24 protein-coding genes and 1 tRNA gene are annotated in these 24,784 nt (G+C 56.2%); 5 read left to right on the top strand and 20 right to left on the bottom strand.

Annotated elements, in window-relative coordinates:
* Positions 1-3 precede the first annotated feature (3 nt).
* The 14 genes from Q8Q08_04390 to Q8Q08_04455 form a co-directional block, all read right to left on the bottom strand.
* The gene (locus tag Q8Q08_04390; GenBank protein MDP2653251.1) at positions 4-585 is read right to left on the bottom strand and encodes a DUF6088 family protein; all 582 of its coding nucleotides are present in this window, start codon (positions 583-585) and stop codon (positions 4-6) included.
* Between the two features lie 256 nt (positions 586-841).
* Positions 842-1,930 carry a DUF1016 N-terminal domain-containing protein gene (locus Q8Q08_04395; GenBank protein MDP2653252.1) on the bottom strand — a complete coding sequence of 363 codons (1,089 nt, stop codon included), beginning with the start codon at positions 1,928-1,930 and terminating at the stop codon, positions 842-844.
* 138 nt (positions 1,931-2,068) lie between these two features.
* Positions 2,069-3,778 (bottom strand): hypothetical protein, encoded by a 1,710-nt coding sequence (locus Q8Q08_04400; GenBank protein ID MDP2653253.1) that lies wholly within the window; start codon positions 3,776-3,778, stop codon positions 2,069-2,071.
* 90 nt (positions 3,779-3,868) lie between these two features.
* Positions 3,869-4,834: a glycosyl hydrolase gene (locus Q8Q08_04405; GenBank protein MDP2653254.1), complete on the bottom strand. Its 966-nt coding sequence runs from the start codon at positions 4,832-4,834 to the stop codon at positions 3,869-3,871.
* 33 nt (positions 4,835-4,867) lie between these two features.
* Positions 4,868-6,442: a hypothetical protein gene (locus Q8Q08_04410; protein ID MDP2653255.1), complete on the bottom strand. Its 1,575-nt coding sequence runs from the start codon at positions 6,440-6,442 to the stop codon at positions 4,868-4,870.
* Positions 6,443-6,513: 71 nt separating this feature from the next.
* On the bottom strand, positions 6,514-7,893 hold the full coding sequence (locus Q8Q08_04415) for a hypothetical protein (GenBank protein ID MDP2653256.1): 1,380 nt from the start codon (positions 7,891-7,893) through the stop codon (positions 6,514-6,516).
* Between the two features lie 10 nt (positions 7,894-7,903).
* Complete coding sequence (locus Q8Q08_04420; GenBank protein MDP2653257.1) at positions 7,904-8,158, bottom strand: hypothetical protein; 255 nt, start codon at positions 8,156-8,158, stop codon at positions 7,904-7,906.
* A gap of 139 nt (positions 8,159-8,297) precedes the next feature.
* Complete coding sequence (locus tag Q8Q08_04425) at positions 8,298-8,810, bottom strand: hypothetical protein (protein MDP2653258.1); 513 nt, start codon at positions 8,808-8,810, stop codon at positions 8,298-8,300.
* Between the two features lie 148 nt (positions 8,811-8,958).
* Positions 8,959-9,186 carry a CopG family transcriptional regulator gene (locus tag Q8Q08_04430; protein ID MDP2653259.1) on the bottom strand — a complete coding sequence of 76 codons (228 nt, stop codon included), beginning with the start codon at positions 9,184-9,186 and terminating at the stop codon, positions 8,959-8,961.
* Between the two features lie 145 nt (positions 9,187-9,331).
* On the bottom strand, positions 9,332-9,856 hold the full coding sequence (locus tag Q8Q08_04435; protein MDP2653260.1) for an ORF6N domain-containing protein: 525 nt from the start codon (positions 9,854-9,856) through the stop codon (positions 9,332-9,334).
* 319 nt (positions 9,857-10,175) lie between these two features.
* A tRNA-Pro gene (locus Q8Q08_04440) sits at positions 10,176-10,249 on the bottom strand.
* A gap of 191 nt (positions 10,250-10,440) precedes the next feature.
* Positions 10,441-12,552, bottom strand: a complete 2,112-nt coding sequence (feoB, locus tag Q8Q08_04445; GenBank protein ID MDP2653261.1) for a ferrous iron transport protein B — start codon at positions 12,550-12,552, stop codon at positions 10,441-10,443.
* A gap of 103 nt (positions 12,553-12,655) precedes the next feature.
* Positions 12,656-12,898, bottom strand: coding sequence for a FeoA family protein (locus Q8Q08_04450; protein ID MDP2653262.1), 243 nt, complete (start codon positions 12,896-12,898; stop codon positions 12,656-12,658).
* 6 nt (positions 12,899-12,904) lie between these two features.
* On the bottom strand, positions 12,905-13,045 hold the full coding sequence (locus tag Q8Q08_04455; GenBank protein MDP2653263.1) for a hypothetical protein: 141 nt from the start codon (positions 13,043-13,045) through the stop codon (positions 12,905-12,907).
* 190 nt (positions 13,046-13,235) lie between these two features.
* On the opposite strand from Q8Q08_04455, the gene Q8Q08_04460 reads away from it, so the two are divergent.
* The 4 genes from Q8Q08_04460 to Q8Q08_04475 all read left to right on the top strand — a co-directional run bounded on the left by Q8Q08_04460 (position 13,236) and on the right by Q8Q08_04475 (position 16,040).
* Positions 13,236-14,591 carry a 4Fe-4S binding protein gene (locus Q8Q08_04460; protein MDP2653264.1) on the top strand — a complete coding sequence of 452 codons (1,356 nt, stop codon included), beginning with the start codon at positions 13,236-13,238 and terminating at the stop codon, positions 14,589-14,591.
* Positions 14,578-14,778: a hypothetical protein gene (locus Q8Q08_04465; protein ID MDP2653265.1), complete on the top strand. Its 201-nt coding sequence runs from the start codon at positions 14,578-14,580 to the stop codon at positions 14,776-14,778. Before Q8Q08_04460 ends, Q8Q08_04465 begins: the two co-directional genes overlap by 14 nt.
* Positions 14,775-15,755, top strand: coding sequence for an AmmeMemoRadiSam system radical SAM enzyme (amrS, locus tag Q8Q08_04470; protein MDP2653266.1), 981 nt, complete (start codon positions 14,775-14,777; stop codon positions 15,753-15,755). Before Q8Q08_04465 ends, amrS begins: the two co-directional genes overlap by 4 nt.
* Before the next feature lie 129 nt (positions 15,756-15,884).
* The gene (locus Q8Q08_04475; protein MDP2653267.1) at positions 15,885-16,040 is read left to right on the top strand and encodes a hypothetical protein; all 156 of its coding nucleotides are present in this window, start codon (positions 15,885-15,887) and stop codon (positions 16,038-16,040) included.
* Here Q8Q08_04475 and Q8Q08_04480 read toward each other — a convergent pair.
* A complete protein-coding gene (locus Q8Q08_04480; protein MDP2653268.1) occupies positions 16,010-18,310 on the bottom strand; it encodes a hypothetical protein in 2,301 nt (766 codons plus the stop codon). The two genes, Q8Q08_04475 and Q8Q08_04480, sit on opposite strands and share 31 nt — an antisense overlap.
* A 98-nt stretch (positions 18,311-18,408) precedes the next feature.
* Here Q8Q08_04480 and Q8Q08_04485 point away from each other — a divergent pair, with 98 nt between their 5' ends.
* Positions 18,409-21,756: an AsmA family protein gene (locus Q8Q08_04485; protein ID MDP2653269.1), complete on the top strand. Its 3,348-nt coding sequence runs from the start codon at positions 18,409-18,411 to the stop codon at positions 21,754-21,756.
* Between the two features lie 11 nt (positions 21,757-21,767).
* Here the strand turns inward: Q8Q08_04485 and Q8Q08_04490 are convergent, their stop codons facing one another.
* From Q8Q08_04490 to Q8Q08_04510, 5 genes are all read right to left on the bottom strand, one after another.
* Positions 21,768-22,400 carry an XTP/dITP diphosphatase gene (locus Q8Q08_04490; protein ID MDP2653270.1) on the bottom strand — a complete coding sequence of 211 codons (633 nt, stop codon included), beginning with the start codon at positions 22,398-22,400 and terminating at the stop codon, positions 21,768-21,770.
* An 11-nt stretch (positions 22,401-22,411) separates the two neighbouring features.
* Positions 22,412-23,134, bottom strand: a complete 723-nt coding sequence (rph, locus tag Q8Q08_04495; GenBank protein MDP2653271.1) for a ribonuclease PH — start codon at positions 23,132-23,134, stop codon at positions 22,412-22,414.
* A 77-nt stretch (positions 23,135-23,211) separates the two neighbouring features.
* Positions 23,212-23,613: a preQ(1) synthase gene (queF, locus tag Q8Q08_04500; protein MDP2653272.1), complete on the bottom strand. Its 402-nt coding sequence runs from the start codon at positions 23,611-23,613 to the stop codon at positions 23,212-23,214.
* 100 nt (positions 23,614-23,713) lie between these two features.
* On the bottom strand, positions 23,714-24,403 hold the full coding sequence (locus Q8Q08_04505; protein MDP2653273.1) for a 7-carboxy-7-deazaguanine synthase QueE: 690 nt from the start codon (positions 24,401-24,403) through the stop codon (positions 23,714-23,716).
* Positions 24,404-24,570: 167 nt separating this feature from the next.
* A complete protein-coding gene (locus Q8Q08_04510) occupies positions 24,571-24,783 on the bottom strand; it encodes a hypothetical protein (GenBank protein ID MDP2653274.1) in 213 nt (70 codons plus the stop codon).
* Between the last annotated feature and the right edge of the window lies 1 nt (position 24,784).

Here is a 24,784-nt window from a genome sequence, read left to right on the forward strand (position 1 = left end):
GTGCTAAAGACCCCCTAATACCCATTGATTAAACAAAGTTTTTGTTCTTTCCCCTGCATAGGCATTAACAGCGCGCTTCATCTGCGATTCTGATTCTTTCAAAACTTTATCTTTAACGCTTTTTAAGACATCTTCCCTGTCTTCAGCTAATTCATTTAAATTATTCAACAAGTCAACCAGCAAAAACTCCCTTGAGAGTTCTTTTGGAAATTTATGTTTAAGGCGAAAATCAAACAGTTTTCCGCCAAGCATAAATTGACCATGTCGTTTATGATTATAAACAACTCTTTTATTGTAGAGTTGTGTTGTTCCCACTCCTAATGAATTATACAAATTGGGCGTAGTCAGAAGAAACTCATCACTCTTTAAGAAAGCACTCACAAGTTTTTCATCTTCTGGTGGCACATTTCCAAAAGATACTTTCATGGGATAATAGTACAATCCTTGCGATAACTTTTGTAAAGTCTCTTCTTCTACTAATTGTTTCAAGTGTCTATCCACAGCATTTGACCATTGTTCCAGATCACTTCTGCGATAAACTTGTCCTGGCTTTAAATGCTTTTTTAACTCTTCATGCGCATTCATTTTCTATCACCTCACACTACAAGTATAGAATCCAATCTATAAGATTGCAAGTTTATTAATTTAAAATTCATGCAATCTGATAGTAAGCAATAATTCCAAATATTGAATTTATCGAATCCATCGAACCATGTAAGATTCTTAACTATATGCAATATGACACTTTACATACATCCAAGGACCGGGCGCCAACAAATCTCCTGGCATAGATCACTTACGGCTAACATGTCCCCAACGTCCCCAAAACTGCCATAACCTTTTACCCCCACCTCTCCGCCAGCCCCTCATCTATCAACACCTGATTCAAATACCTCTCCCCTTCCCCGGCAGATACCCCTGCAAGCTCCTTCGGTGCTCGCAGGGCGTTTCTTTTATCTTCTCTAACACCGTTTGGCGGTCGATAAAAAACGTCCGCCAGGTAGCGGTCGTATTTGTCCGACCGGGAGCTGGTGAGGAGGATGCGCGGGGCCTTGGCGAGTTCGCGTTCGACAAAGGATTTGGATTTTTTGCCTTCGGGTGTTGTGAGCTCGGGGGCGTCAATGCCTCTCAAACGTAAATATTGGCGGATGCGGGTCTCGAACCCCAGGTCTATCTTGACGAGCAGGGTGTCGCCGTCCACCACCCGCTCGACATGGGCCTGATAGGTGAACAAGGCCTCTTCTTGCCGGTCTGTGGCGCTGATGCCGTAATCGCCGTCCTTTTTGAGGGACTCGATGATCTGGCCTTCTTTGAAATTGCGGGCCGTGGAGGGAATCTGCCGGTGGACCTGAAACCCCAGGTCAATCCAGAGCCGCTCGTCTTCCTGTTTGTGGACGGAATCCGGCGCGATCAGGCGGTAGGTATAAATCGTCCCTTTGCGGGGGATGAGTTTGGGGATTGCCGAAGAGGACGGTTTGCCGTTTCCTTCAGGGGCAGACTCTTTGACTTCCTCATAGATTTTTCGCGCCAGCTCGCGGGAGGTCCAGCTGGATTTTTCCGCCCGGCGCGTAAAGGAAAGCCGGGTTTCCTCGTCCGGGATGGTAATCAGTTCCCGATAATGCGCCCACGTGAGGGGGGACAAAGATTCTCGCCGCGCGGCGAGAATCTTGAAGGACCGGGCAAACTGCACACAGCGCCACAGCGTGCTGACGCTGATCGTCAGGTCTTCGGAGAGTTTCTCAACAACTTCCTGCCCGTAATGTTCAGAACGCGATTCGTGGCGCAAGATATGTTCATTGATGAGCTTGCCGGTCTGCCAGTAGGTCTGCACCTTGGCCTGTTCGATCCTGCTCTGGCCCAGGAGAAGGGTCTCTTCAACCTTGCGGCGAAGGGCGGGATAATCGCTGGGGATGACGGATGAGGTTGGCATGGGTCAAAAGATCAATCGACGGTAATGTTGCCATTCTACACCCGGGCTTAAATTTTGTCAAAATGGACGCCGGGCGGAAAACCCGGGTTAGCTCAATGTGTCCCCGAAACCAGGGACCCGGCCTTTATGGCCTTCCTCTCATTTCCTCACATCGGTCTTAACGGTTGAGAGAAGCGTTTTAAGCACCTGGTGAGACGGGTTCACTTCTCCGTTGGGGTCTGTCCCCTCCGGGCCCTCAATGAACGACTTGAGAGAAAAGACCATGACATCCGTCAATTGAGGAAAGGCCTTCCCGACAACCGGCGCGTTCAGGTAGTACGTTAAGTTCAGGGTCGATTCTTCAATCCCCTCTGACCTTGCCCTGAAAAACTCGTGGCCGCCGATGGTCACACTGGCCATATCCTTGACAGCATAAGGCCAATGCCCTTGGGCCGTCGCTTCCAGAAAGGCCTTTTCAAAATCCGCCGGTTCAGCCGGGGACTCGGGCAGGGATGTCAAATTGATCTCGATGCCATCCGTTCCCTTGCCGATCATGATGTTCATATACCCGTCTCCCGCGGCTACAAGGAATTTCCAGTCCGAAGGATACTTAAAAGAGACCCCGAAGTTGTCGTTGCGATAGGTTTTCCAGGACCCCACATCCAGGGAGGTCGGCCGCGCGTGTTCCGTGATGCCCGCATTCTCGCGGGATCTCTCAACAACAGCCGCGACGTTTGTTTCATATTCCGAGACAGGTGAAAAAGCTGAATCCATGCTCTTGAAGACCAGCCCCTTGTTATCCACGGCCACGATCGTCCCTGAATCGCGCAAAACCAGAAGATTCTCATTTTGGGACTTGATGGTCAGGTCGGTCACCAGCCCCCCGGACACATCAAAGACCAAAAAGCCGGAAAAGGTATGGATATTCTGGCCCTGAAAAGGAGTGGCGACCCAATAACCGGTCATCAGGTATCTGTCATCGAGCCATTGAGGGCTCGACACATAATCGCTGATACGGAAGAGACGTTTGCCTGTGTCAACATCATAAACGGCAACCGGGCTTACGCCTTTTCTGACCGATTCTTCGTCCATGTAGGAGAAGGCGAGCTGTTTGTCATCCGGGGACCACGCAAAACGGCTGACGTTACGAAACGGCCCGGCCAATTCCCTTTCACCGGTTGAAATGACCTGGCCGTCCTTTTTCTCAATGCCGATGAGGATGACTTGCGTCTCACCCCGTTGGCCCGTCGTCTGACAGGCCAGGGTCTTTTGGGAATGTGACAAGGCGGGCTTATAATAGAACCGTTTTCTGGGCAACACTTCCCGGCCGCTTTCAAGATCTACAAAGACCAGTTCCTGGGCTGAATTGCCAAGTCTATGCACAAAAGCCATAGTCGCATTGTCGAGCCAGACAGGGCCGTCCTGACACTCGTAACAATAAGCCAGGTCCCCCCATTTATCTTTTGCGGCCAGATCAATGGTGGCTTTGCGGGAAAGATCCAGTAAAAGGATGCGGCTGTTTAAATTGTTATTCAGTTCATTTAAGGCGACGGCCCCGAACCTTCCATCCGGCGAGAACGTGATCCGGTTAAACGCCGTCACCTGGTGCGGGAGGAACCTTGCAAGGGAATCCTCATAGACAAGCTCACCGGCCCTATTTAAGACTTTGACCGCGATCTCGCTGCCTCGGTAAGAAACCACACCGATCAAGCTCTCATCACGGCTGGCCGAGAGCCGGCTTATGTTGGGAGCCGGGGCCAACCCGGGGACCACCCCCTGAGGAATCGGCCGTCCCTGGTCCTTGAAAAATAAAAGGGACACGGCCAAGACCGCCCCAATAAGGCCCAAAGCCAAAAATAAACCGCGCATTTTAATTTTATAGTTCACGTGAGAATGAAGGTGCCAGAAAATTCTGGGGACATGACTTAATTATCTGAATTATGTCACGCGCCCCCGAAACTAAAATCCTATCTGTCTGAACAAATCCCCGGAGGCGTGCAGGTATTTGTCTTTCTTGATCTCTTCTTTCCAGCCCCGGAGGACGTCTTTATTTGTCTGGACGCGTGAGTCGCCCCAGTTCCAGCCTTTGAACATGGGGATGGTGTCCCAGTCGGTGTTGATGTAGGACAGGGCTTTGACGTTGTTCTCTTCCATGAAAGTGAACAGTTTCTTGAAATAGATCTTCCAGGCCTTGTCGTCCTTGCTCAAGATGCGGCCCATGGGGGTGGCCTCGGCGATCATGAGGGGCTTGCCTTTGTCCTGCGCGATCTTCAGGACCCGCTTGATGTCGCTGATATTATACCCGCTGAAATACGAGATGCCGACCCAGTCCACATACTCATCGCCCGGATACCACCGCAGGAGATTGCCCCCTTCCACCACCGATGCGTAGGAATGCCAGACATACGCCACGTTCGTGACTCCGGCCCGGTTGAACTTGTCAACGATGTAGCGGTAGGCCATGGCGTATTTCGCCGGGTCATAATGATTGATCGGCGCGTCGAACTCGTATCCGATGCGCAGGAACACCGGCGCGTTCGCCTTCTTGAACCAGGCCGCCATCTTGTCGAGGTTGGCGTCGTAAGAGCCGGCGACGATTCCGTCCAGGGCGTCGACCATGTACAGCCCGATCTGCAAGGCCGTGCCCGGATATTTTTCCTGCAGGTAGCCGCAATGCTGGACGCGGGAGCCGAGATCCGAGGGCTCATCCAAACTGTTTGCCATCTGGACGGAGGAGTACACCATGAACCCGGCCGGAATGCGCTTGACGCTGCGGACGTAATCGTTAATGGATTCCTGGTCCTGACCGATGAAGAGCAAGACTTCGCCGTCGGCCGGCTCGAACTTGGCCGCGGCTTCGGTAAAGGCCGGGATGGATAACGCAAGCCAAAACGACAAAAGCCCTAAAATGAAAAGTCTTCGCATGTCCCCCTCCTGTTAGTGAACAGGCCCTGTCCGCTACGGCCCGTAGTTGACCCCCAATAATATCCAGCTGTAAGCTTTCAGCCCGGCCTGGGCCAGGATGCTCATGACCATGAAGAATGCCGTGAACAGCAGGACGTAATTCCTCACATGCCGGTTATTCATGAAAACATAAACGAAAGGAAAGAGCGCGAGGAAAAATATCAGGAATGCCACCGCCAGGAACAATAAATGCCCGGGGTGGAACCGTGTCCCTGTGGAAAATATCATAAAGCCTAAAATCGACACATCCATGACGGCCGAGATCGCCGCTGACACCTTGGCAGCGCTGCGGAAACTGACCTTCGGCTGCGGGGCCTCTGTCTTGCGGGTCAGCCGGTCGTCGATCTTGAGGCGGTGGGCGGCGATGGTAAACCCGATCAGAGTGAAGAAATTGTACAAACCGAACAGGGCGAACCTCACTTTGGACGGCTGATATTTCCGGAACGCAACCATCCCCGCGAGCCAGCTGGACAGACACGACAACAGTATGAACACGGCGACCCCCCACGCCCAGAAATACCGGAAAATAAAATCAGCAAAGGCGATCTTAGCCGGGACCTTTTCTGTCATCCACAGGTCCTCCGTTAAAAGCCGGGACGGGGCATTGATGCTGATCTCCGTGTAACCCTGGTTTTTCAGGCTGGTTTTCCCGTTGAAAAAGGACTTCAATTCCTCGGGCACATCATACCTGCTGTTATTAATCAAATAACTGACCCGCAGGCTCTTGCCCAGCGAGATTTCCGGGGCCACGTATTTTGTCACATAGACCGTCATCGGGATGACCGTGTCGCCGTAAACGCTCGTGAGCCGCATCGGGAAATAGATCTTTTCTGAGGGGAAGGAAATGGACACGCTCAAGCTGTAAAAAGCGTTCCCCTGATCATGGCCGCCATACCGGTACTGATATTCTGTCACTTTCTTTGCTTCCTGATTGAACTTCTCCACATCTGAGATCCAGGAAATGACAAACGAATACTCTTGCCCCAGATATTCATCAAAAACGGATTTGATATCCGGAGGCAGGGTCAGGTCTTTGGCCGTCAGGTAATCCGCCAGCCGGGTGCCGTCCCGGGCGGTGATCAGCTCCGTGGTCAGTCCCATCTTCTCCAGGCGCTGATGAACATCCACCCCCTCGAAGTCGCCGAGCCTCGCCATGACCCTGTAATGGCCTAAAAAAACAGGAAGATATTTCCCGGCAAAAGGGAAGCTGTATATTTGTGTCAGCCGCATATAACTGAAAACGCCATCGATCACCGAACCGGACAATCTCTCCACATTGTGGCCCTTCAGGATCGGGAAGCTTTTGAAAACGTCGATCGTGACCCCGTCGGGCTTCGCAGGTACCGGGAAGATCCATACCGCTCTCTCCCCCTGCAGGGCATCGGTGTGGATCGACAGCAACAGCCGCTCCTCCCCCTTGTCATGATTGATGACGCACAGCTGATTGTTCATCTCCTGAAGCCGCCAGAGCTGCGCGTTGGGATCGTAGATCATGAGGCCCCCGTCGGCATGGGCCGGAGACGCGCAAATGGCCGCCAGGATGATGAACGCCGCGAGGCCCGGGAGCATTCTGCAAACACTGTTTTTCCTTCGCATAGCTGTCATTTCCTTTCCGGTTGGCAGAGGTTGCGCGCGATGGCTCAACGGTCGACAGGAACGCAGATCCCGCGCTCGATCGCCGCCTGTTGGGGGTTGCTGATCTCCTGGCCGTCGATAACGGCCTTGAATCCCGTCGATTTGAACCCGTAGATGTCCGCCTTATAGGTTTCCCGGTAAAATCTCGCGACCACCTTACGGAACTCCTCCGGATACCGGCATTCCAGCATGGTCTTATCGGAGACCTCTTCCCTGAACAAACATTTGCCGTCCACCATCCCTTCGACCCTGCGCTCGGTGGGCTGGCCGCCCAAAGGGTGAGTGTAGGTATACACGTAGGGCGTGCAGGATTCCAGATGGTCCGCCATTTCCAGGTGCTTGGCCTGTTCCGCGGGCGCGTTCTTGAACACGGTCAGTTCCGGAACGCACCGGGACTTTGCCCATCCGTCCCTGATATGCTCGCAGAGGCCGGGGTCTTGCCTAAGGATCGCGGTATCCTTGATACACCGGTCCCTCTCCAGGCCGGCCAAATTCCCGCACGCGGTCAATTCCTTCGGCAGGGCCGGGGAATCCGGGGCCGCGGCTTTGGCCTCTTGCTGCGGTTCGGACGGGGCCGGACCGGGCTGAACAAAAATGATCCGGGGGGCTCCAGCGGGTTGAACGGCAGGCGACGCGACCGGGGACGGCTCTCCGGCAGGCACAGGGGACGGCAGAGGGGCCGGCTTTTCGGCACTTTCAATCTCGTCGCGGTAAAAGGTCACATCGGCGTCCTGGACCTTCAGCCTGACCCACGCCTCATTTTCTTCCGTCACCAGGCCTTCAAAACGCTTTCCGTTCTTCAACGTGATGACGGTGTCGGTCAAGGACGGATTCTTCAGGTCCTCGGCCAGCTCGCTCCCGTCGTCATATGTCGTGATCTGCCTGGAGAGGAACAGGACCAGGGTGTTGTCTTCCGGGGAACCGTCCAGCTTCAACTGAAATTCATAGCCTTTGACATTTTTGCGGTCCTCGCTGCGACCAAAGAGCATATCGCTCAAAGGAAATTCGTATGCGAGAAGATGAAACGGCTGTTTTGAGAGATCAACGCCGGCGAGACTCTCATTGTCCGCCTTTAATTTATCGAAGTCCACCTTGTATATCCAGGAAACTTTATGCCTGCAACCCACGCCCTTGTAATGCGGTGTGAATCCGGGCAGACAGCCGTTCTCAACACGAAAATAGCGGGGGCCTTTGTCATAAAAGCCGTAACAAAGCCCGATAGAGGCTGTCCCGACCAAAGAGATCTGCGGGTACTCCTCGAGGTTCATGATCTTTATGCACGGACGCACCGAATATTGCCCGGGGATGATGATATCCGCTGAGACTGCGTTGACGTTGAGCAAGGCAAGAGTTGCCAGCGCCGGAAGCCATTTTTGCCTAATCATGATCCCCCCCTTATAATCGAAGATATTTATACAGCAGGAGCCCGGTCAGATAGGAACCCGCATTGCACACGAAGGACAACTTGAAAGACTCAAACGCTTTCATCTTCAGGATGCTCCATAAGATCGCGCCTTCCATGGCGATCACGGAAAACTCAACGAGAGCGTCCCTCCATGGGAAAGGCAGGTCATGGAACGGCAGGACAAACCAGGCGTAAGGCAGTGTCGCGAAGGACGGCAGGATGCCCGCGAACAGCAAACAACCCATAGAGTGAGCTTTAAACAGGCCCCCCTGAAAAATCTTTATATAAATCAACAAAACCGATGTTTCAATCAAGCATGTTAACGCAAGCGCTAATAAAAAATGAGATTCATACGCCAGGATTTCCATAAAGCAGGGACAGCTCCTATTTTTTCATGTACTTGCACTCGGTCCGTCTCACGCGGTCTTTTGTTGTGATTCCGGGGAGTCCGGAGAAGTCGATTTCCAAATCTTCTTTCACTCCCGCCAGGAATAAATTGTACCCCCTCTTTTCGATAAAACGCAGCTTTCCTCCTTTGAAAATTCTCTTTGTGTAAACGTTTGTTAAAAAATCGGCATGGCCCTTAAATGCCCAGTCTTGATTCAGGTCCACGGGCTGAAATACTGTGTCATACGCGGGATTAAATGTGAATATCGGCCCAAAAAACGGCCCCGTGCAGTTCCCTTCGATCAATTCATACTGCCCCGCGTATCCGTAGAGGTCCCCGGCGCTGGCGGCCGCTTTTGGGGACGTCAAATTCATGGACTGTCTGTTAGCATTATCGATCCGGAATCTGATGACGAGATGAAGAACAATGACCAACGCGGCCAGAGACGCGACCAACGCAAGGGCCACATAACAGAGGAGTTTGAAGATATTTTTAAAACTGGCCTTCATGCACTACTCTTTCGATAAAGTAGAAAAAACGGAAAAAACAACAAATTCAGCCCCAAATGTGATCCCCTCCCATCGAAGTGAATGGTGTCATTCTACTCCTAAGCCTAAATTTTTGTCAAAATAATAAAACTCATCGTCCAGGGGAGGCTCAATACTGTTTGGCGTACCGGTCCACCAGCTCGCGGATCATCTTCTGATACTTGATGTTGTTCTTTCTGGCCTCTCGCTTGAAGAATTCGACGCTCGATCTGGTCAACGAAAGCGTCACCTTCACGGTTTCATCCGGGAGCACCAACTCTTCCGGAGGCGGCAAGAAATCGGGGACTCTTGTTAATTTGCCTGTCGGCTGATCTCCATTTGTCTTTTTCTTCGTCATAAGATTTCACTCCTTTCCTTCCGCCATCAGAATACCCCATAAGCCATATAAACGTCAATATAGTTATACATACTATCGTACGCACGGAGGTGGTGACAAATTGGCACCGGTTTGAGGTGGTTGCAAACTGCAACCACCTCCCCCTCTACCGGTGGGCAACAAAGCCGATCTTGCGCTTGGGCGGTTCCGGAGGCGGGGCCATGAGCTGGCGGATGGCGTCAACAATTGTCTTGATCTCCGTGTCATGCCTGCCCACTACCCGCTCAAGATCTTCAATTTTACGGGCCAATTCCTGATGGGCAGACAAGAATTCACGCAGTTTGATAAACGCCCGGACAACAAAAACACTCATTTCAACGGCCTTCTTTGTGTTCAATACACTGGCCGCCATGATAGCCCCATGCTCGGTGAAAACATGCGGTAACGCTGGAGAGAATCTCAACGTCTTAAGGTGGTCGCAAATTGCGACCACCTGCTTTTTCTCTTCAACCGTCAATTGAAACATAAAATCCGGTGGAAAGCGATGACGGTTTCGCTTAACTTGCTCATTCAATCTTCTCGTTGTTACTCCATACAGTCCGGCTAAATCCTTGTCAACAATGATCTTATGCCCCCTAATCAAGAAAATTCTTTTCTCAATGATTTCCGGTGAGGTGACTTTGGAAGACATAAAAAACCCCTTTCGTTGGGGGAAAGGGGGATAGCTGTCTTTAATTTACATCAACGTTTGCTGCTTTGCAAGGAATCAACTTGAAGTTCCAAATTGGAACTTCAAGTTTGACGTGGTATCACATTTTGTGATACCTGGAAGGTCTCAAGGATATCACGATTTGTGATATCCTGGCGTGCCCAAAAGTCGGCTTCCTCTAAAATCTTTTATCCCAGGGAAGTCCCGGCTTCCGCAGTGTTCATCCAGGAAAGTCGGGGGCTTCCTCTAAAATCTTTTATCCCTGGGAAGTCCCGACTTCCACCGCGTCTATTGAGGAAAGTCGGGGCGGACGGATTCGAACCGTCGACCCCTTGCTCCCAAAGCAAGTGCGCTAGCCAGCTGCGCTACGCCCCGATATATCAAATCTTCCATCCCAGGGAAGTCCCAGCTTCAACTGCTATATAGATTAGCTGGGGCTACGCCCCGATTATATTTAAGAACAGTGCTCCATCTCGATAGGGATGGTGAAAGGCGCCTGTATTGCGGAACCCGCCCCTCCTCACCGACTCGGCGGGCGTGGTAATCAGCGCTCTTTATTCATCGCGCTACCACCCCATCAGCCGTCCGCCCTGATAGACCAGCAGGGCGACAAGATACGCCATCCCGGTCATATAGGCGAGCTGGAACATCGCCCAGCCGGCGCGGCCGGTTTCTTTCCAGACCAGGGCGATGGTGCTGAGGCATTGCATGGCGTACACGAAAAAAACAAGCAGACTGAGGCAGGCCAGGGGCGTGAACAGCGGCCGTCCGTCGGGCCAGGACGCTTTTTTGAAGGCCTGCAGGAGGGTGACTTCCTGGTCCTCCTCCGTGATATTGAACACGATGCTCATGGTGCTCACAAAAACCTCGCGCGCGGCAAATGCGCCGACCAGACCGATCCCGATCCGCCAGTCATAGCCCAGCGGCTTCAACGCCGGCTCGATGGTGGTGCCGATCCGCCCGGCAAAACTGTGGCGCAGACGTTCGCCCGCGTCCGGGTGGTCGAATTTGGGATACGTCATCAGCCCCCACAGCAGGATGGACATGGCCAGGATCACGGTGCCGGCCCTTTTCAAAAACTGGCGGCTGCGGTCCTGCATATGGAGCGCCACGGTTTTCAGCGAAGGCATCCGGTAAGGCGGCAGTTCCATGATGAAGAGCGGCTTCTCCCCGCGGAACAAAGTCTTCTTGAAGATCCAGGCCATCACGCCCACCCCGACGATCCCGAGGAGATACAGCATCAGCATGAGACCGGCCTTCTCCAGGGCCGACGAGCGCGGCATCAGAACCGCGATCAGGATCGTGTAGACCGGAAGACGGGCCGAACAGCTCATCAACGGCGCGACCAGAACGGTGACGAGCCGGTCCTTGGGACTTTCGATGGTGCGCGCGGCCATGATCCCGGGGATCGCGCAGGCGAACGAGCTCAACAGCGGAATGAACGACTTTCCGTGCAAACCGAAACAGGACATGACGCGGTCCATGATGAACGCGGCACGCGCCATGTAGCCGGTGTCCTGCAGAAGACTGATAAAAAAGAACAGGATCAGGATCTGCGGCAGAAAGATCACAACGCCTCCCACCCCGGCGATGATGCCGTCGGTCAGAAGGTCGCGCAGGTCTCCCGGCGGCAGGCCGTTCCGGGTCAGATTGGCCAGCCAGAGGAAAGCGGAATCGATCCACTGCATCGGATAGGTCGCGATCGAAAAGATCATGAAGAACATGAAGGCCATGATGCCGAGGAAAAACAGCCAGCCCCAGACCTTGTGCGTGAGGATGCCGTCAATCCGGTTGGTCAGCCCGCCCGAGGCCTCGCCCTTGTCCTTCACCACGCCCTGGAGCACCTTTTCGATCCAGCGGTAGCGGGACTCGACGATCTCCGAGCGGTAACGGATGCCGCGTTTATCCAGCGATTTACGCGCCTCCAGGACTTTCTGGCAAAGCTGTTCGCCCTCGCAAAATTCATGCTCAATGACGCACTTCTGGTCTGCGTCGAACTTGGCGTAAGACAGCAGGACCAGGGCCTCGGAAAACGCCACAGGGCGGGTCAAGTTCTTTTTCTCGATGAGAAACCGGGTGATCTGCTCGACGGTCTCTTCCATGGGCTGGCCCATGCGCCACAGGCGTTCGTGGGGGGCGGGGACCCTGCCGGCAATGGCTTTCTTGAGGTCTTCGATCCCGGCCTTCCGGCTGGCGACCAGCGGCACGACCGGCGCGCCGATGCGCTTGGACAGCAGTTCGCAGTTGATCTCCTTGCCGAGGGCCCGCACCTCGTCCATCATATTCAAGGCCATGATCACGGGAACGCCCAGGTCCTGGATCTGGCTGAACAGGTAAAGGTTTCTGTCCAGGTTGTTGGCGTCGATGACGCAGACCACCAGGTCCGGCGGCGGGGTGTCCTTCATCCGGCCCAGCAAAACGTCGCGCGCCGCTTTCTCATCGGGCGAGCGCACGACCAGACTGTACGTCCCGGGAAGATCCAGCACGTTGACGATCCGGCCGTCGGGCATCACCATCCGCCCGGTCTTTTTCTCGACCGTGACGCCGGGATAATTACCGATCTTCTGATTAAGGTTGGTCAGCGCGTTAAAAACCGTGGTCTTGCCGGAGTTGGGGTTCCCGGCCAGGACAACGGTCAATGTCTTGGTGTGCTGATGTTCGATAGTGGATTCAGGCATAATTTTATTTCGGCAGTTGATCCCGGCTGCCTTAACCGCTCCGCAAGGCAAACCGGCCGGGATTATTTCGCGCATGAGCTTACGTTCGCTTCGCTCCGTAAGTTCAGCGCTCAATAACCTTAACGCACTTCGCTTCATCCCGCCTCAGCGAGAGGAGATACCCGCGGACCTTGATCTCCACCGGATCTCCCAGAGGAGCGAAACGCACGACCTCCACGGTTTCGCCGGGGGTCAGGCCCATCTCTTCGAGCCGCTGGGCGACAACGCCGTAGTCGGCGAACTCGATCACTTCGCCTTTCTGGCCCGTTTTCAGCTCGGCCAGGGTCATGACATGTCTCTTGTGCATCGCGGTCTATGGCCTCGTGGAAGGGTCGTCTTTGGCCGTACAATGGCCGCAGCAGTCCTTCCCTTTGCCGTTGATGGATTTGTACAGGATCCAAATGAGATAAATGAAACTTGCCGCAACGATGAACAGGGCAATATAGGTCTGCATCACCGGCCCCCTTGGGGTATATATACTGATATTTCTTTATCCGGAAGAAAATTTATACTAACAAAGCTTGCCTGGATTGTAAATCGTTCTTTTTCCATGGCAGGACGGGCGGAACCGGCCGGATTTGCCTTGCCCGGCCGGAAAAACAGAAGTATGATAAAGCTGCGATTGTGGAAGGCGCGACCACACCATGAAAAATTACCGGGTTCTCAACCTGTTGTTCTGCGTCATCTTTGTGTCCGGGGCCATTTTTCACGTTTTCCGGCAGATGGCCTCGGACGACACGGGCAAAGAGCTCGCGGCCCGGGCCGCAGTCCTGCCCAAAGCTTCGGAATTCTCTTCCAAAACAGGGACTCCCCCCCATTATCAGGCCTATACCAACGAATCCGGCGGCCGGCAGGCGGCCGGGATCGCGTTTGTCACGACCGACGTCACGCCCGATATCCCCGGTTACGCCGGGCCGATCAAACTAATGGTCGGCCTGGACCCGGAAGCCGTGATCACAGGTGTCGCGGTCATCTCCCACAGCGAAACCCCTTCTTACGTTGTTTCTCTGGAGGATTTTCTCAAACAATTCACCGGCCGTTCGGTCAAAGATGCTTTCACGCTCGGCAAGGACGTGGACGGCATAACGCGGGCCACGATCTCCAGCGAGGCCATCGCCCGCGCCGTTGAGCGCGGCGGCAAAAAAGTGGCCACGGGTATCCTGGGACTCGACGCCGGAGTGCCTGCGGCGGCACAGCCCCGGCTTGCTGTCACGGAAATTCTGCTCACCGTTTTTATCTTCGGTCTCGCCGTCACCGCCGCGGTAACCAACAACCACCGGATCCGCTGGGCGGCCCTGTTGTCCGGGCTGTTTTACCTGGGATTCCTGAAGGCCACCATGTTTTCGGTGGTTCAACTGGTCAACGTGCAGTTGGGCAAAATTCCTTCCTGGACCGGGCATCCCCTGTGGTATGTGCTCCTGGGGCTGACCTTTCTCACCATTCTTGTTTGGGGAAATGTCTATTGCGGAAGCGTCTGCCCGTTCGCCGGATTGCAGGACCTTCTTTACAAATTGGGGAAAAATCTTCATGTGGAAAAATTTTCCGTGTCGCCAAACCTGGAACGAAAAGCCCGCTATCTCAAATTTATTGTCCTTTTTTCCGTTCTGATCATGGGCGCGGCCATCGGCAAATCCGATCCCGCCAACATCGAGGCCTTCATCCTGTTCTTCACGTTCCATGCCAGCCGCCTGGGATGGCTTCTCGTGGCCCTGGTGTTGGTCGCCGCGCTTCTTGACCAGCGTTTCTGGTGCAAATATCTCTGTCCGGCCGGCGCGTTCAACGGTCTCCTCGCCCGTCTGAGCCTTTACAAAGTCCGTCTGGACGGCGACTGCGGAGGATGCGCGGCCTGCCAAAAACTCTGCCCGATCGGGGCGATCACCATGGACGCGCAATCCAGGCCGGTCATTGACGATCCCGAATGCATTGTCTGCGGGAAATGCATCCGCGGCTGCCCGGAAGCCGGCCTGCAATTGACGAGGATGACCCATGAAAAAAAATGACGCCCTGTTCGCCGGAGGAGTGCTCCTCGGCCTATCCCTGCTCGCCGGCGTGGCCGTGGAAAATACGCGGTCGGTTCTGGACCCCCGACGGGTGGACATTGTCATTGACGTGGCAAAAGTGAAAGCCGGCATCGAAAAAGCCGGGCTGGTTCCTTATGATGCCAAATACTGGAAAACCTTAAAATGACCTCTCCGATCGTCGAATGCACGCTGTGTCCCCGCCGCTGCCGGCTCCGGAACGGAGAACGCGGCGATTGCCGGGTCCGGCTGAACCTTGACGGAAAACTGTACTCTCTCGTCTTCGGGAACCCGTGTTCCGTCCACGTCGATCCCGTTGAAAAAAAACCGATGTATCACGTCCTGCCCGCGTCCTCTTCATTCTCGCTTGCCACGGCCGGGTGCAACCTGCACTGCAAATACTGCCAAAACTGGGAAATATCCCAAGTCCCGCCGGAGGAAACGGAAAACTACAACCTCACACCGGAGCAGATCGTCCAGGCCGCTCTCAATGAACGGTGCCGGAGCATCGCCTACACGTATTCCGACCCGGTCGTGTTCTACGAATACACGCTGGCAACCTCGCGGCTGGCCAAGGAAAAAGGGCTGATCAACATTTTCCGGACCGCGGCTTATATCGAACCGGAACCTCTGGAAGAACTCTGCGCTTATGTGCAAACGGCCAGTGTGGACCTGAAGGGCATCACGGAAGAATTCTACAAAAAAATATGCGCGGGAACGCTGGCCCCTGTCCTCAAGGCGCTGAAGATCATGAAAAAAAACGGGGTCTGGATCGAGATCACCAACCTCGTCGTCCCCACCTGGAATGATTCTGCGGAAGATATCCGCGGGCTGTCCCGTTGGGTGCTGGACAACCTGGGGCCTGACACGCCGATACACTTTTCGCGGTTCTGGCCCATGCATCAGCTGCAAAATTTGCCGCCCACGCCGGTCCGGACCCTGGCCGCGGCCTACGACATCGCGAAAAAAGAAGGGTTGCGTTACGTTTACATCGGCAACGTGCCGGAGCACATCGGCAATAACACGGTCTGCCCCACCGACGGTAAAACGCTCATCCGGCGGGTGGGATATTCCATCCTGGAGAATCACATCGTCAACGGGGCGTGCGAATATTGCGGGACGAAGATCCCGGGGATTTGGAGTTAAGATACACGTCACAAGACACAAGTCACAAGACACACGTCACAAGCAACACCGTGAACCTGATAGCGATAGAAGGGCGGGGCGGGGTCCCGGCGTAGCCCTCGCTTTTTGCTCGGGAAGGAAAGGAAAAAAATGCAACGGAGAGAATTTCTCAAACACATCGGGCTATGGCTGGGTGGGTTCATGCTCCTGAAGTTCCGGGACGTTATCCGGATATTCAAAAAAGACCGGCCTGACAACCTCCATGAAGCCCGGCATTACCGCCCCGGCGACACGCTGGCCGGCTGACGAAGCCCGGTCAATAACGGGACGCACACGGCGAAATTGAGCGCGGCCGCCAAAAAGCTCACCGCCGGGATCCCGTAAAGGGGAACCAGCAAAGCCCCGGTCACCAGCGCGCCGGCCGAGGCGCCCCAGGTATCGGCCGCATACAACGGCCCGGCGGAGTCGTCGTTTCCTCCCGCGTGCAGCCGGACCGCCAACGGGTAAATGATTCCGCCGGCCAATCCCGCCAGCGCCGGCAAAACCAAAAAGACGGCGGCCAAAATCTCCTCCCCTCCCGCCTCTTTCTGAAAAACACCCAGGAATACGGGCAGCGATAACAGAAAAATTCCCAGCCCCGTCTGACAAAAGATATACATCCTCCCCACCCGGCCGGGCGGCCAAACGCTGCTCTGGAGGACCAGCGCGCTGCCTGCGGCCAGCCCCAGCATGAACGCGCCCATCATGGCGCCGATGCGCTCATACGCGTATCCGTAAATCGCCTGGAACGCGATCAACAGCAAAACCTGCGAGACGATCAGCGAAAATCCGGCGACGCCCACGGGAAGCCGTAAATCCGAAAGAGAACCACGCCGCGGCGGTCGCAGCCCGAGAAGGAAAACAAGCAACGGAAAAATCAAAAAAGCGGTTGCGGGGATTCCGCGTAACGCCGAGGCCACCTTCGCCGCCCAGGGATCATTCTGCAAACTCCAGAGGACCATATTGTAATAATACGCCACAGGGCAGAGGTCGCTGTTGATCCTCCCTTCGACGGACAAATCCTTTTGGACGCGGCTCATCCGGTCCGGGCTCATGACAAACGGCAGGTAATGCCCGTTGACGAACTTCAGCCCAAGCCGCCGCTCGGCTTCGCGGCCGGACAAGGTGGCGGGATCAGCGAACAGGGTTTTCGAATTACCGGCAAGAAAGATGTGCGTGTCTCCGGGAATCGACTGCACCTGCGGGAAAACCTGCTTGAGGGTTGAGTGGATCGAACGCAGATATTCGCGCTGCGAGGGGCCAAGATAGTTTTCGGAAGATGTCAGCCGCAGGGACAAAAGACTCCCGGGATACATCAGTCGCTGCACCTCTCTGAAAAATTCGACGGTATAGTAACGGTTCGTCATGGCGCTCACCGGGTCCCCGAGGTTCACGATGACGACATCATAGCCCTGCGTGATCCGTCCCCGCCCCTTCTGCTTGATGAACCGGCGCGCATCCGCAGCCACGGCGTTCACCCGCGGGTCTGCCAGCGGCCTGACCGCTTCGTCCGGAAAGTACGCCCGCCCCAGGCCGATCATTTTCGGGTCCAGCTCGACATAATCCACATGTTCAACCGGATGGCGCAGGATTTCCCGCAGAGATCCGTTCAACCCGTTGCCGGCCAGAAGGACCTTCCGCGGCGAGGCGTGCGACAACATCGCGTAATGCACGGATGTCTCTGCGGTGAGGTCGTCGCCGGTCGTGAACGCCAGCGTACCGTTCTCATACACGCTGAACGTATCTTCCCGGCGGATCAAGGACAAATGCCCGTAGGGAGATTCCACCGACGCGACCAGTTGCATCCCCGGCCATTGGGCGCGGCGGGACCAAGTTTCGACCGCATCCAGACAGAGGATCGGGACAAAAGCGCCGAGTAAGAATAGGACGAAAAGAAAACGCTTCGGAGCCCACCAGGCCATCAGGACCCCGCAAGCCGCGGCAAGCCCCAGCCATCCGGCCAGCCCCGCAACCGTCAGAGGGGCCAGGACATGGACCAAAACAAAATGAAAGAAGAATCCGCCCGATGCCGCGCCGAGCGATTCCCAGAAATAAATTCGGGCCGCCGCGCGTTCTTCTGTACGGCTCTGCAGCGCCGCAGACCGGACGAGCAGGGAAAAAATAGCGCCGAACACAAACGGCACGGGGGCAAGGACAGCGAAACTGGCGATCGCCATCGGGACAATTCCAATGACGGCGCCGGAGGGGACGTTCAACATCACTTTCAGGAAACGCCCGGCAAGGACAGTCGCCGGCAGCAGAGCCCAGGCCGCGACTTGGGCGATCACAAGTCCTGGCAAGGACAGGTGGGGCGGGCACAAACTTCCGGCATAACTCCCGACGGCGATCCAGAACAGCCACGCGGCCAGGATGACGGCATAGGCGATTTCATTGCCGAAAAAAACGGCGGACAGTTCCCTCAACATCACGACCTGGGCTGTCAGGGAACAAAATCCGAGCGCGAAGGCAAGGACATTCGAATGGGACCCGGACAAAGGACGCTGCTCCACCGCTTCACCCTCCCGGCCTAAGGCCATGATGTATTCTACTCTCCCTCCCGGCCGCGGACAAGACAACAGCCACAAATACGCAGTTCCTCACGGCCCTGATTTTGACTGTGCTATAATATCCATCTATGAAAAAGCGCCTGTGGATCATTGCCGCCGCCTTGCTGTTCACCGGGACAGCGGCCTTTTACATGCTGGCCTGCGCTTATCTTCCGGACAAGATCAAGGAGATCCTCGTCACGCAGGCCCGGGAGACGCTCGGCCGCCGCCTGTCCTTCGACGACGTCATCTATGACCCCCTCAAAGGGCTCAGCGTCACCAACCTGACCCTGTACCAAAAGGGCGATGACCGGTCTCCTCTCCTTCACGTCCGCAAGGTCCATTTCAACGTGCTGTTGGCCCCTCTTCTCCTGAATAAGCAGGCGGTGATCCCCTCCATCACCATTACCGAACCATATGTGTTCCTCATCCGCGAAGGGGAAACCACCTGGAATTTTTCCGACCTGCTCGCCCGCCGCAAGCCGGCGGCCGGCAAACCCAAGATATCCGTGTCGGTCGGCGGGATCAACATCGAAAAAGGGCGCATCGAGATCGCCGACAAGACGCGGCCCGGCGCCCCGGTGAGAATCCTGGCGGACACCGACCTGCGCGCCAGCGTCTCCCTGACCAAGGACATCCGCTTCTCGATCGCAGCGCGCCCGTCGGAAAAATCGTCCCTGAAGGCCGACGGGATCTACGCGCTCTCCAGGCGTGAGCTCACCGCCGACATCGACGCCCAGGACCTGGACGCGTTTTCCTGGCTCGGATTGTTTCCCCCCTCCCCGATCTTCACGCCGCGCGGCGGCACGGTCCAGATGGCCAGTCTGCGCGTCCAGCACAAAGGACAAAAGCTGCGGATCACCGGCAACCTGATATTCCCCCAGGCCGACATGACGTTCTGCCCCCGGGGAGCGGACCAGCCCTGCCACACCGTGCGCGGGGACGCGAGCGCGACGGGGATCGATTTCGTCCGCGACGGCGCCGCCTATTTCCGTTTTGAGGGAAACACCAAGGTCGGCCGCGCGGACCTTTTGTTCGATAACCGCACCCTCATCCAGGGCGATCTTTCGGCCCCGGCCCTGGAAGTGACGCGCCAGAACGGGAAACTCAAAATCACGGGCAGCGCCGAAGGCAAGGGCATGCACGTCGAGGTCTCCAGGGAACACCGGATCGACGGCGACGCGCAGCTCACCGGGTTGACATTTATCAAGAATGGCCTCGACTTCCATCTCAAGGCCAAGGCCGTGATCAAGAAAGGCCGTTACGCCGGCTCCGGCAAAAACCTCAGCGCCGACCTGGCGTCCCAGGCTCTGGAGGTCACCCGCAAGGACGGAAAAACAGCCGTCGAGGGAGACCTGACGGCCGCGAACGCCGCCCTGACGGTCGGCGACGACACATGGACCTTGACCGGGCAATTGTCCAGCCCCCGCCTGTATTTTGTCCAGGACAACGGGTCATTTTACGTCAAGGGCGGGGCCGAACTCACGGACGGGGATTTGACCGTTGGAAAACAGGTGAAGGCCAAAGGCCGGCTCAAGGCCGATTCCGCCGAAGTCCTGTTCAAGGACGGCGGGCTGAACGTCAGGGCCGGAGGGCTGCTTTTTGAAAACGGATCGGTAATCACGCCGGACAAAAACATCGCCGGCACGTTCTCCTCCAAGGATTCGGTCCTCGGGCTCAAAGACGGCCGGCTCACCCTGGAGTCGGACCTGACGATTGCGGCAGGACGGCTCGCCCTGCCGGGGGACAAAATTTTGACCGGCAACCCTTCCCTGCAGATCAAACTGGATCACGCGCTGGACGGGAGCGAAACCGTCTACGCCGGGACCGTCGATTTTAACAACTCCGACATCACCGGCCTGGACCGCGTCGGCGATGCGCGGGGCGTCCGGGGAAAAATGTCTTTCGACAATCTCCGCGCCCGGAGCAGCGGCCTGACCTTCCGGGCCTTTGACACCGAACTTCAACTCTCCGGGAGCGTGAAAAACTTCACAGACCCTGAGGTGGACATCCAGGCCTCGGCGGACCGCGTGGATCTCGGCAAGATGTCGTCTTTGTTCGCGGATGAGCTGGCCGGATACGGGCTGAGTCCGTCGGGGCTGGCGGACGTCAACCTGCGTTACCGGGGTCTCCTGAAACCTTTTGATCCTGCCGGGATGACATTGACGGCCTCGGTGTCCGGCGGAACGCTGGAAGGGAAAAAACTTCCGGCCCCGGTCCAGCAGATCTCCGGGACCTTTACGGCGTCAGGCAACAACCTGGCCTGGGACAACGCGCGGGCGCTTTACCAGGGCACGCGATACGCGCTGACCGGCCGCCTGAAGGATTTCAAGAACCCGCTCATCACCACCACGGCGGAATCCGATTTCTTTAAGATCGAGACAACCGCCGAAATTTCAGGGGAAGAGATCCGGGTCCGTTCGCTCAGCGGGACACTCTACGACGCTCCGGTGAACATCCGGGGGACGGTCTCACTGCCGCCGGGGGCTTCGCCGGTCCTGGACGTGTCTGGAACGGCGCGCCTGAAACTGGATCAGCTGGCGTTCCTGCCGGAATCGGCAAAGACAAAGATCAAGGACATGAAACTCCGGGGCGATGTCAGCGTCGAAGCGTCCTTCCAGGGCTCCCTGCAGGAATGGAAAACGGCCAAATGCGCGGCCACAGCGACCGCGGACAAACTGTCCCTCAACGGCCTCACCTTCGACGGCGTCACCGTCAAAATCGACCAAGGCACCCGCATCGCGACGTACTTCAGCCTCTCCGGCGGATTTTACGGCGGCCGCCTGCAAGTGGATGCCCAGGCCGAAACGCAAAAGGCCGACATGCCGTTCTTCCTCTCGGCCAAAATCCTGGACACGGACCTGGCCCTGTTAAAACAGGACCTCAAATCCAAGAACTTTGAACTGGGGGGCCGGTTCCTGTTCGACCTGAGCCTGGAAGGCCCGCTGGCCAAAACGGAAAAGATCAAAGGACGCGGCTCGGCCCAGATCCAGGACGGCAACATCGGAAAATACGACGTGCTCAAAGGGGTCTGGAAAATCCTTTTATTGAAGGACTACGAGAACATGATCCTGACCTACGGGAGGGTCAACTTTGAAGTGCGGAACAAACGCGTCCTGACGGAGGACCTGTTCATGAGCGGGGACACCATGGAACTCTCAGGCAAGGGTTGGGCGGGGTTTGACCAGCGGCTCAGCTTCTTGGTCATGCCGAAATTCAAGGAGTTCGCGATCCTCAGTTCCCAGGACGGCGCCATCAAGAAAACGCCGACCCTCATCATGGCCAAGGCCGCGGACGTGGTCGGCGTCAAGATCACCGGAACGCTCCAATACCCGCAGTACGAAAAAGTCATCCTGCCCGGCAAGATCCTCGAGAAATCCTCGGACACCATCCGCGAGGGTGTGGGCACCATCCTGGAAGAGATCTTTAACTTTTAACGTTTCGGCGGTCACGTGTTTTCGATGACGGGGGCCGCCGGGAAGAAGTCGGTCTTTCGCCGTTTGAGGCAGGCCCAGAGTTTCTTGAGCGCCCTGGCCCGGTGGCTGATCTTGGACTTGACGGAAGGATCGAGCTCGCCGAAGGTCTTCCCGTAGCGCGGGACCACAAATAACGGATCATACCCGAACCCGTTCGTCCCGGCCGGTTTGGCCGCGATCAGCCCGGAGCATTTCCCGTCCACGACCGCGACGACCCCGTCTTTGTCGGCAAGGGCCATAAAACAGCGGTAGCAGGCCTGGCGTTTGGACGCCGGGACCCCGCTCAGCAAGCGCAGAAGTTTTTTGTTGTTCTTCTCGTCCGTGGCGCCGGGCCCGGAAAAGCGGGCCGAATAAACGCCCGGCTTGTTGCCCAGCACCTTCACTTCGATCCCTGAATCCTCCCCCATCGTGAGTTTGCCCGTGTGCCTGGCGATGGTCACGGCCTTCTTGATGGCGTTATCGCGAAACGTCTTGCCGTCTTCCACGATCCTGGGCAGCCCGGAATAATCGTGCAGAGACGTGACCAGGATGTCGTCGTCCTCGAGCATGTCGCGGATCTCCCGCAACTTCCCTTTGTTTGTTGTGGCAATGAGCAATTCACGCATGGTGATGTCCTTTATGTTAAAAGAGTGAGCCCTTTGAGATTCTGTTTCTGAATGACCGCCAGTTCCCTGATCCCTTTTTGCGCCAGCTTGAGCAGGCCGTCCATCTGGGCCTTGGAAAACGGATGGCCTTCGGCGGTCCCCTGGACCTCGACGAAGTGTCCTTTCCCCACCATGACCACGTTCATGTCCATGTCGGCCTTGGAATCCTCGGCGTAATTGAGATCGAGCATCATCTGCCCCCCGAAAACGCCGACGCTGATCGCGGCCACGGTGTCCGTCAGGGGGATCGCGGGGATCACCCCGTCTTTTTTCAGCTTCATCAGCGCGAGCGCCAGGGCGATGAAGCCGCCGGTGATCGCGGCCGTGCGCGTCCCGCCGTCGGCCTGGATGACGTCGCAGTCCACCTTGATCGTCCTCTCCCCCAGCCGATCGCGCGCCACGACCGCGCGCAGGGACCTCCCGACCAGTCGCTGGATCTCCTGGACGCGGCCCGAGTTCTGGTCGCGCCTGATCCTCTGGGCGCAGGAGCGGGGCAGCATGCCGTACTCCGCCGTCACCCACCCGTTCCCGGTGTTCTTCAAGAACGGGGGGACATTTTCTTCCACGCTCGCCGTGCACAGCACCCGCGTGTCGCCGAATTCGATCAGGCACGAGCCCTCGGCGTACTTGGTGAAATGTTTCGTGACCTTGATCTTTCGCAAAGCGTTGTTGGCGCGGCCGTCGTTTCTGGACATAAAATAAACTCCTTTTCAGCGTACAGCAGTTACCGAATAACGGCCAGAGAGCCTTTCTCCCCGCTCTCCGCTGAACGCTATCCGCTCTTTCTGTTGTATTCCGCGCTGACGTTGGTGTGGATGCCGCCGCGGGGGTTCATGACCACGTCGACTTTGGCCCAGCGGGGGCGGCAGGCCCTGACGATGTCCTCGAGGATCTTGTTGACCAGATGTTCATGAAAAATACCGACGCCGCGGTAAAAGATAAAATACATCTTGAGCGATTTCAGTTCCAGGCACGTCTGGTCGGGGCCGTAGGTGATCCGCACCGAAGCGAAGTCCGGCAGGCCGGTCTTGGGACAGATGCAGGTAAGCTCCGGGAAGCTCAAATCCACGGTGTAGTCGCGGTCGGCGTACTGGTTTTTCCAGACGTCGATCTTCGGGGTCTTGAGCGCCCGGATCTGCTTTTGCAGGCCTTCGTAGGAATTCTTTTTATTCATTTGGACCTCTGTCATTTGTCACAAAGTCACAAGGTCACATGTCACACGTAAAGAACCTATAAACGACAACCTGTGACGTGTGACTTTGTGTCGTGTGACGTTACCTAACCTTCATAAACTTATGCATCTGCGGCATGATCCGCGTGTTAGGCAAAAACTTCAGGCAATACTCCTGGAATTCCAGGCAACGGGCCATGACGCCGTTCTTCAGTTCAAAGGTGTTCGGCTGGAGGACAAACAGGATGTCCGGCGCGATCCTGCGGACCAGGTCCACCGCGCGGACAATGTCCGCCCGGTCGGCGCCGCTGGTGACCACCGCCTTGATAAAGACGTCCTTTTGAGTCGAAATTTTCAGGAATTCCTCATGCTCCGTCCAATACGCCCGGCACCCGGTGGAACTGGGGAGCTTCAAATCCATGGCCACGACGTCCACGTCCCGGATGACCTCGGCCAATTCCGCCGGAAGGGTCCCGTTCGTTTCCAGATACGCGGGCAGGCCGCTTTGTTTCAACAGCGGCAAAAGCTCTTTCAGAAACGGCGTTTGCATCAACGGCTCGCCGCCGGTCAGGCTCGCCGAATGGCACCCGCCCCGCAGTTTTCCGATTTCCGCCATGACCTCATCCAGGCCCATGTCCGTGTAGTTGCGGCTGGCGTCGCCGATTGAAGCCGGGGTATCGCACCAATCGCAATGCATGTTGCACTCAAAAAAGCGGACAAACACCTGCGGGACGCCGGCGTACTTGCCTTCGCCCTGGATGGAGCGGAAAATCTCCAGAATTTTGGCCTTCATCTGCGCGTGCTCTGTCTGTTGAATTTTAAAATGGATGTTTAGACGGGGAGTATTGTAACACAAAATGCAAAGAAAGGAAGATTCCGCTGCAAAGAGGGCAGCGGAGGCAGGAGAGGGACAAAAGCGCGCGACCTGCGCCGCCTCCGGGTGCGCAAATCACGCGCTCATCAATCGATATATTTCCCCTTGCGGCCCTGGACGTCGGTGATGTATTCTCGACGGATCAGGGCGCACACCACGGCCGCGACGAGCAGGATGGCAAAGGTCAGGGTGAGCTTGAAAAAATTCGCGCCGCTCATGATCTCAAACCAGATCTGCAAAATGGCCAGGAACGCGTAAACGACCATGAGACTGATAGAAATGATACTCGCGATTTTCATG

The organism is Candidatus Omnitrophota bacterium (assembly GCA_030688425.1).
Classification (GTDB): domain Bacteria; phylum Omnitrophota; class Gorgyraeia; order Zapsychrales; family JANLHA01; genus JAUYIB01.

Coding starts and splice junctions, on each gene's coding strand:
- Q8Q08_04390 (MDP2653251.1), bottom strand. CDS start 585: ATGAATGCGCATGAAGAGTTAAAAAAGCATTTAAAGCCAGGACAAGTT.
- Q8Q08_04395 (MDP2653252.1), bottom strand. CDS start 1,930: ATGCCAACCTCATCCGTCATCCCCAGCGATTATCCCGCCCTTCGCCGC.
- Q8Q08_04400 (MDP2653253.1), bottom strand. CDS start 3,778: ATGCGCGGTTTATTTTTGGCTTTGGGCCTTATTGGGGCGGTCTTGGCC.
- Q8Q08_04405 (MDP2653254.1), bottom strand. CDS start 4,834: ATGCGAAGACTTTTCATTTTAGGGCTTTTGTCGTTTTGGCTTGCGTTA.
- Q8Q08_04410 (MDP2653255.1), bottom strand. CDS start 6,442: ATGCTCCCGGGCCTCGCGGCGTTCATCATCCTGGCGGCCATTTGCGCG.
- Q8Q08_04415 (MDP2653256.1), bottom strand. CDS start 7,893: ATGATTAGGCAAAAATGGCTTCCGGCGCTGGCAACTCTTGCCTTGCTC.
- Q8Q08_04420 (MDP2653257.1), bottom strand. CDS start 8,158: ATGGGTTGTTTGCTGTTCGCGGGCATCCTGCCGTCCTTCGCGACACTG.
- Q8Q08_04425 (MDP2653258.1), bottom strand. CDS start 8,810: ATGAAGGCCAGTTTTAAAAATATCTTCAAACTCCTCTGTTATGTGGCC.
- Q8Q08_04430 (MDP2653259.1), bottom strand. CDS start 9,186: ATGACGAAGAAAAAGACAAATGGAGATCAGCCGACAGGCAAATTAACA.
- Q8Q08_04435 (MDP2653260.1), bottom strand. CDS start 9,856: ATGTCTTCCAAAGTCACCTCACCGGAAATCATTGAGAAAAGAATTTTC.
- feoB (MDP2653261.1), bottom strand. CDS start 12,552: ATGCCTGAATCCACTATCGAACATCAGCACACCAAGACATTGACCGTT.
- Q8Q08_04450 (MDP2653262.1), bottom strand. CDS start 12,898: ATGCACAAGAGACATGTCATGACCCTGGCCGAGCTGAAAACGGGCCAG.
- Q8Q08_04455 (MDP2653263.1), bottom strand. CDS start 13,045: ATGCAGACCTATATTGCCCTGTTCATCGTTGCGGCAAGTTTCATTTAT.
- Q8Q08_04460 (MDP2653264.1), top strand. CDS start 13,236: ATGAAAAATTACCGGGTTCTCAACCTGTTGTTCTGCGTCATCTTTGTG.
- Q8Q08_04465 (MDP2653265.1), top strand. CDS start 14,578: ATGAAAAAAAATGACGCCCTGTTCGCCGGAGGAGTGCTCCTCGGCCTA.
- amrS (MDP2653266.1), top strand. CDS start 14,775: ATGACCTCTCCGATCGTCGAATGCACGCTGTGTCCCCGCCGCTGCCGG.
- Q8Q08_04475 (MDP2653267.1), top strand. CDS start 15,885: ATGCAACGGAGAGAATTTCTCAAACACATCGGGCTATGGCTGGGTGGG.
- Q8Q08_04480 (MDP2653268.1), bottom strand. CDS start 18,310: ATGGCCTTAGGCCGGGAGGGTGAAGCGGTGGAGCAGCGTCCTTTGTCC.
- Q8Q08_04485 (MDP2653269.1), top strand. CDS start 18,409: ATGAAAAAGCGCCTGTGGATCATTGCCGCCGCCTTGCTGTTCACCGGG.
- Q8Q08_04490 (MDP2653270.1), bottom strand. CDS start 22,400: ATGCGTGAATTGCTCATTGCCACAACAAACAAAGGGAAGTTGCGGGAG.
- rph (MDP2653271.1), bottom strand. CDS start 23,134: ATGTCCAGAAACGACGGCCGCGCCAACAACGCTTTGCGAAAGATCAAG.
- queF (MDP2653272.1), bottom strand. CDS start 23,613: ATGAATAAAAAGAATTCCTACGAAGGCCTGCAAAAGCAGATCCGGGCG.
- Q8Q08_04505 (MDP2653273.1), bottom strand. CDS start 24,403: ATGAAGGCCAAAATTCTGGAGATTTTCCGCTCCATCCAGGGCGAAGGC.
- Q8Q08_04510 (MDP2653274.1), bottom strand. CDS start 24,783: ATGAAAATCGCGAGTATCATTTCTATCAGTCTCATGGTCGTTTACGCG.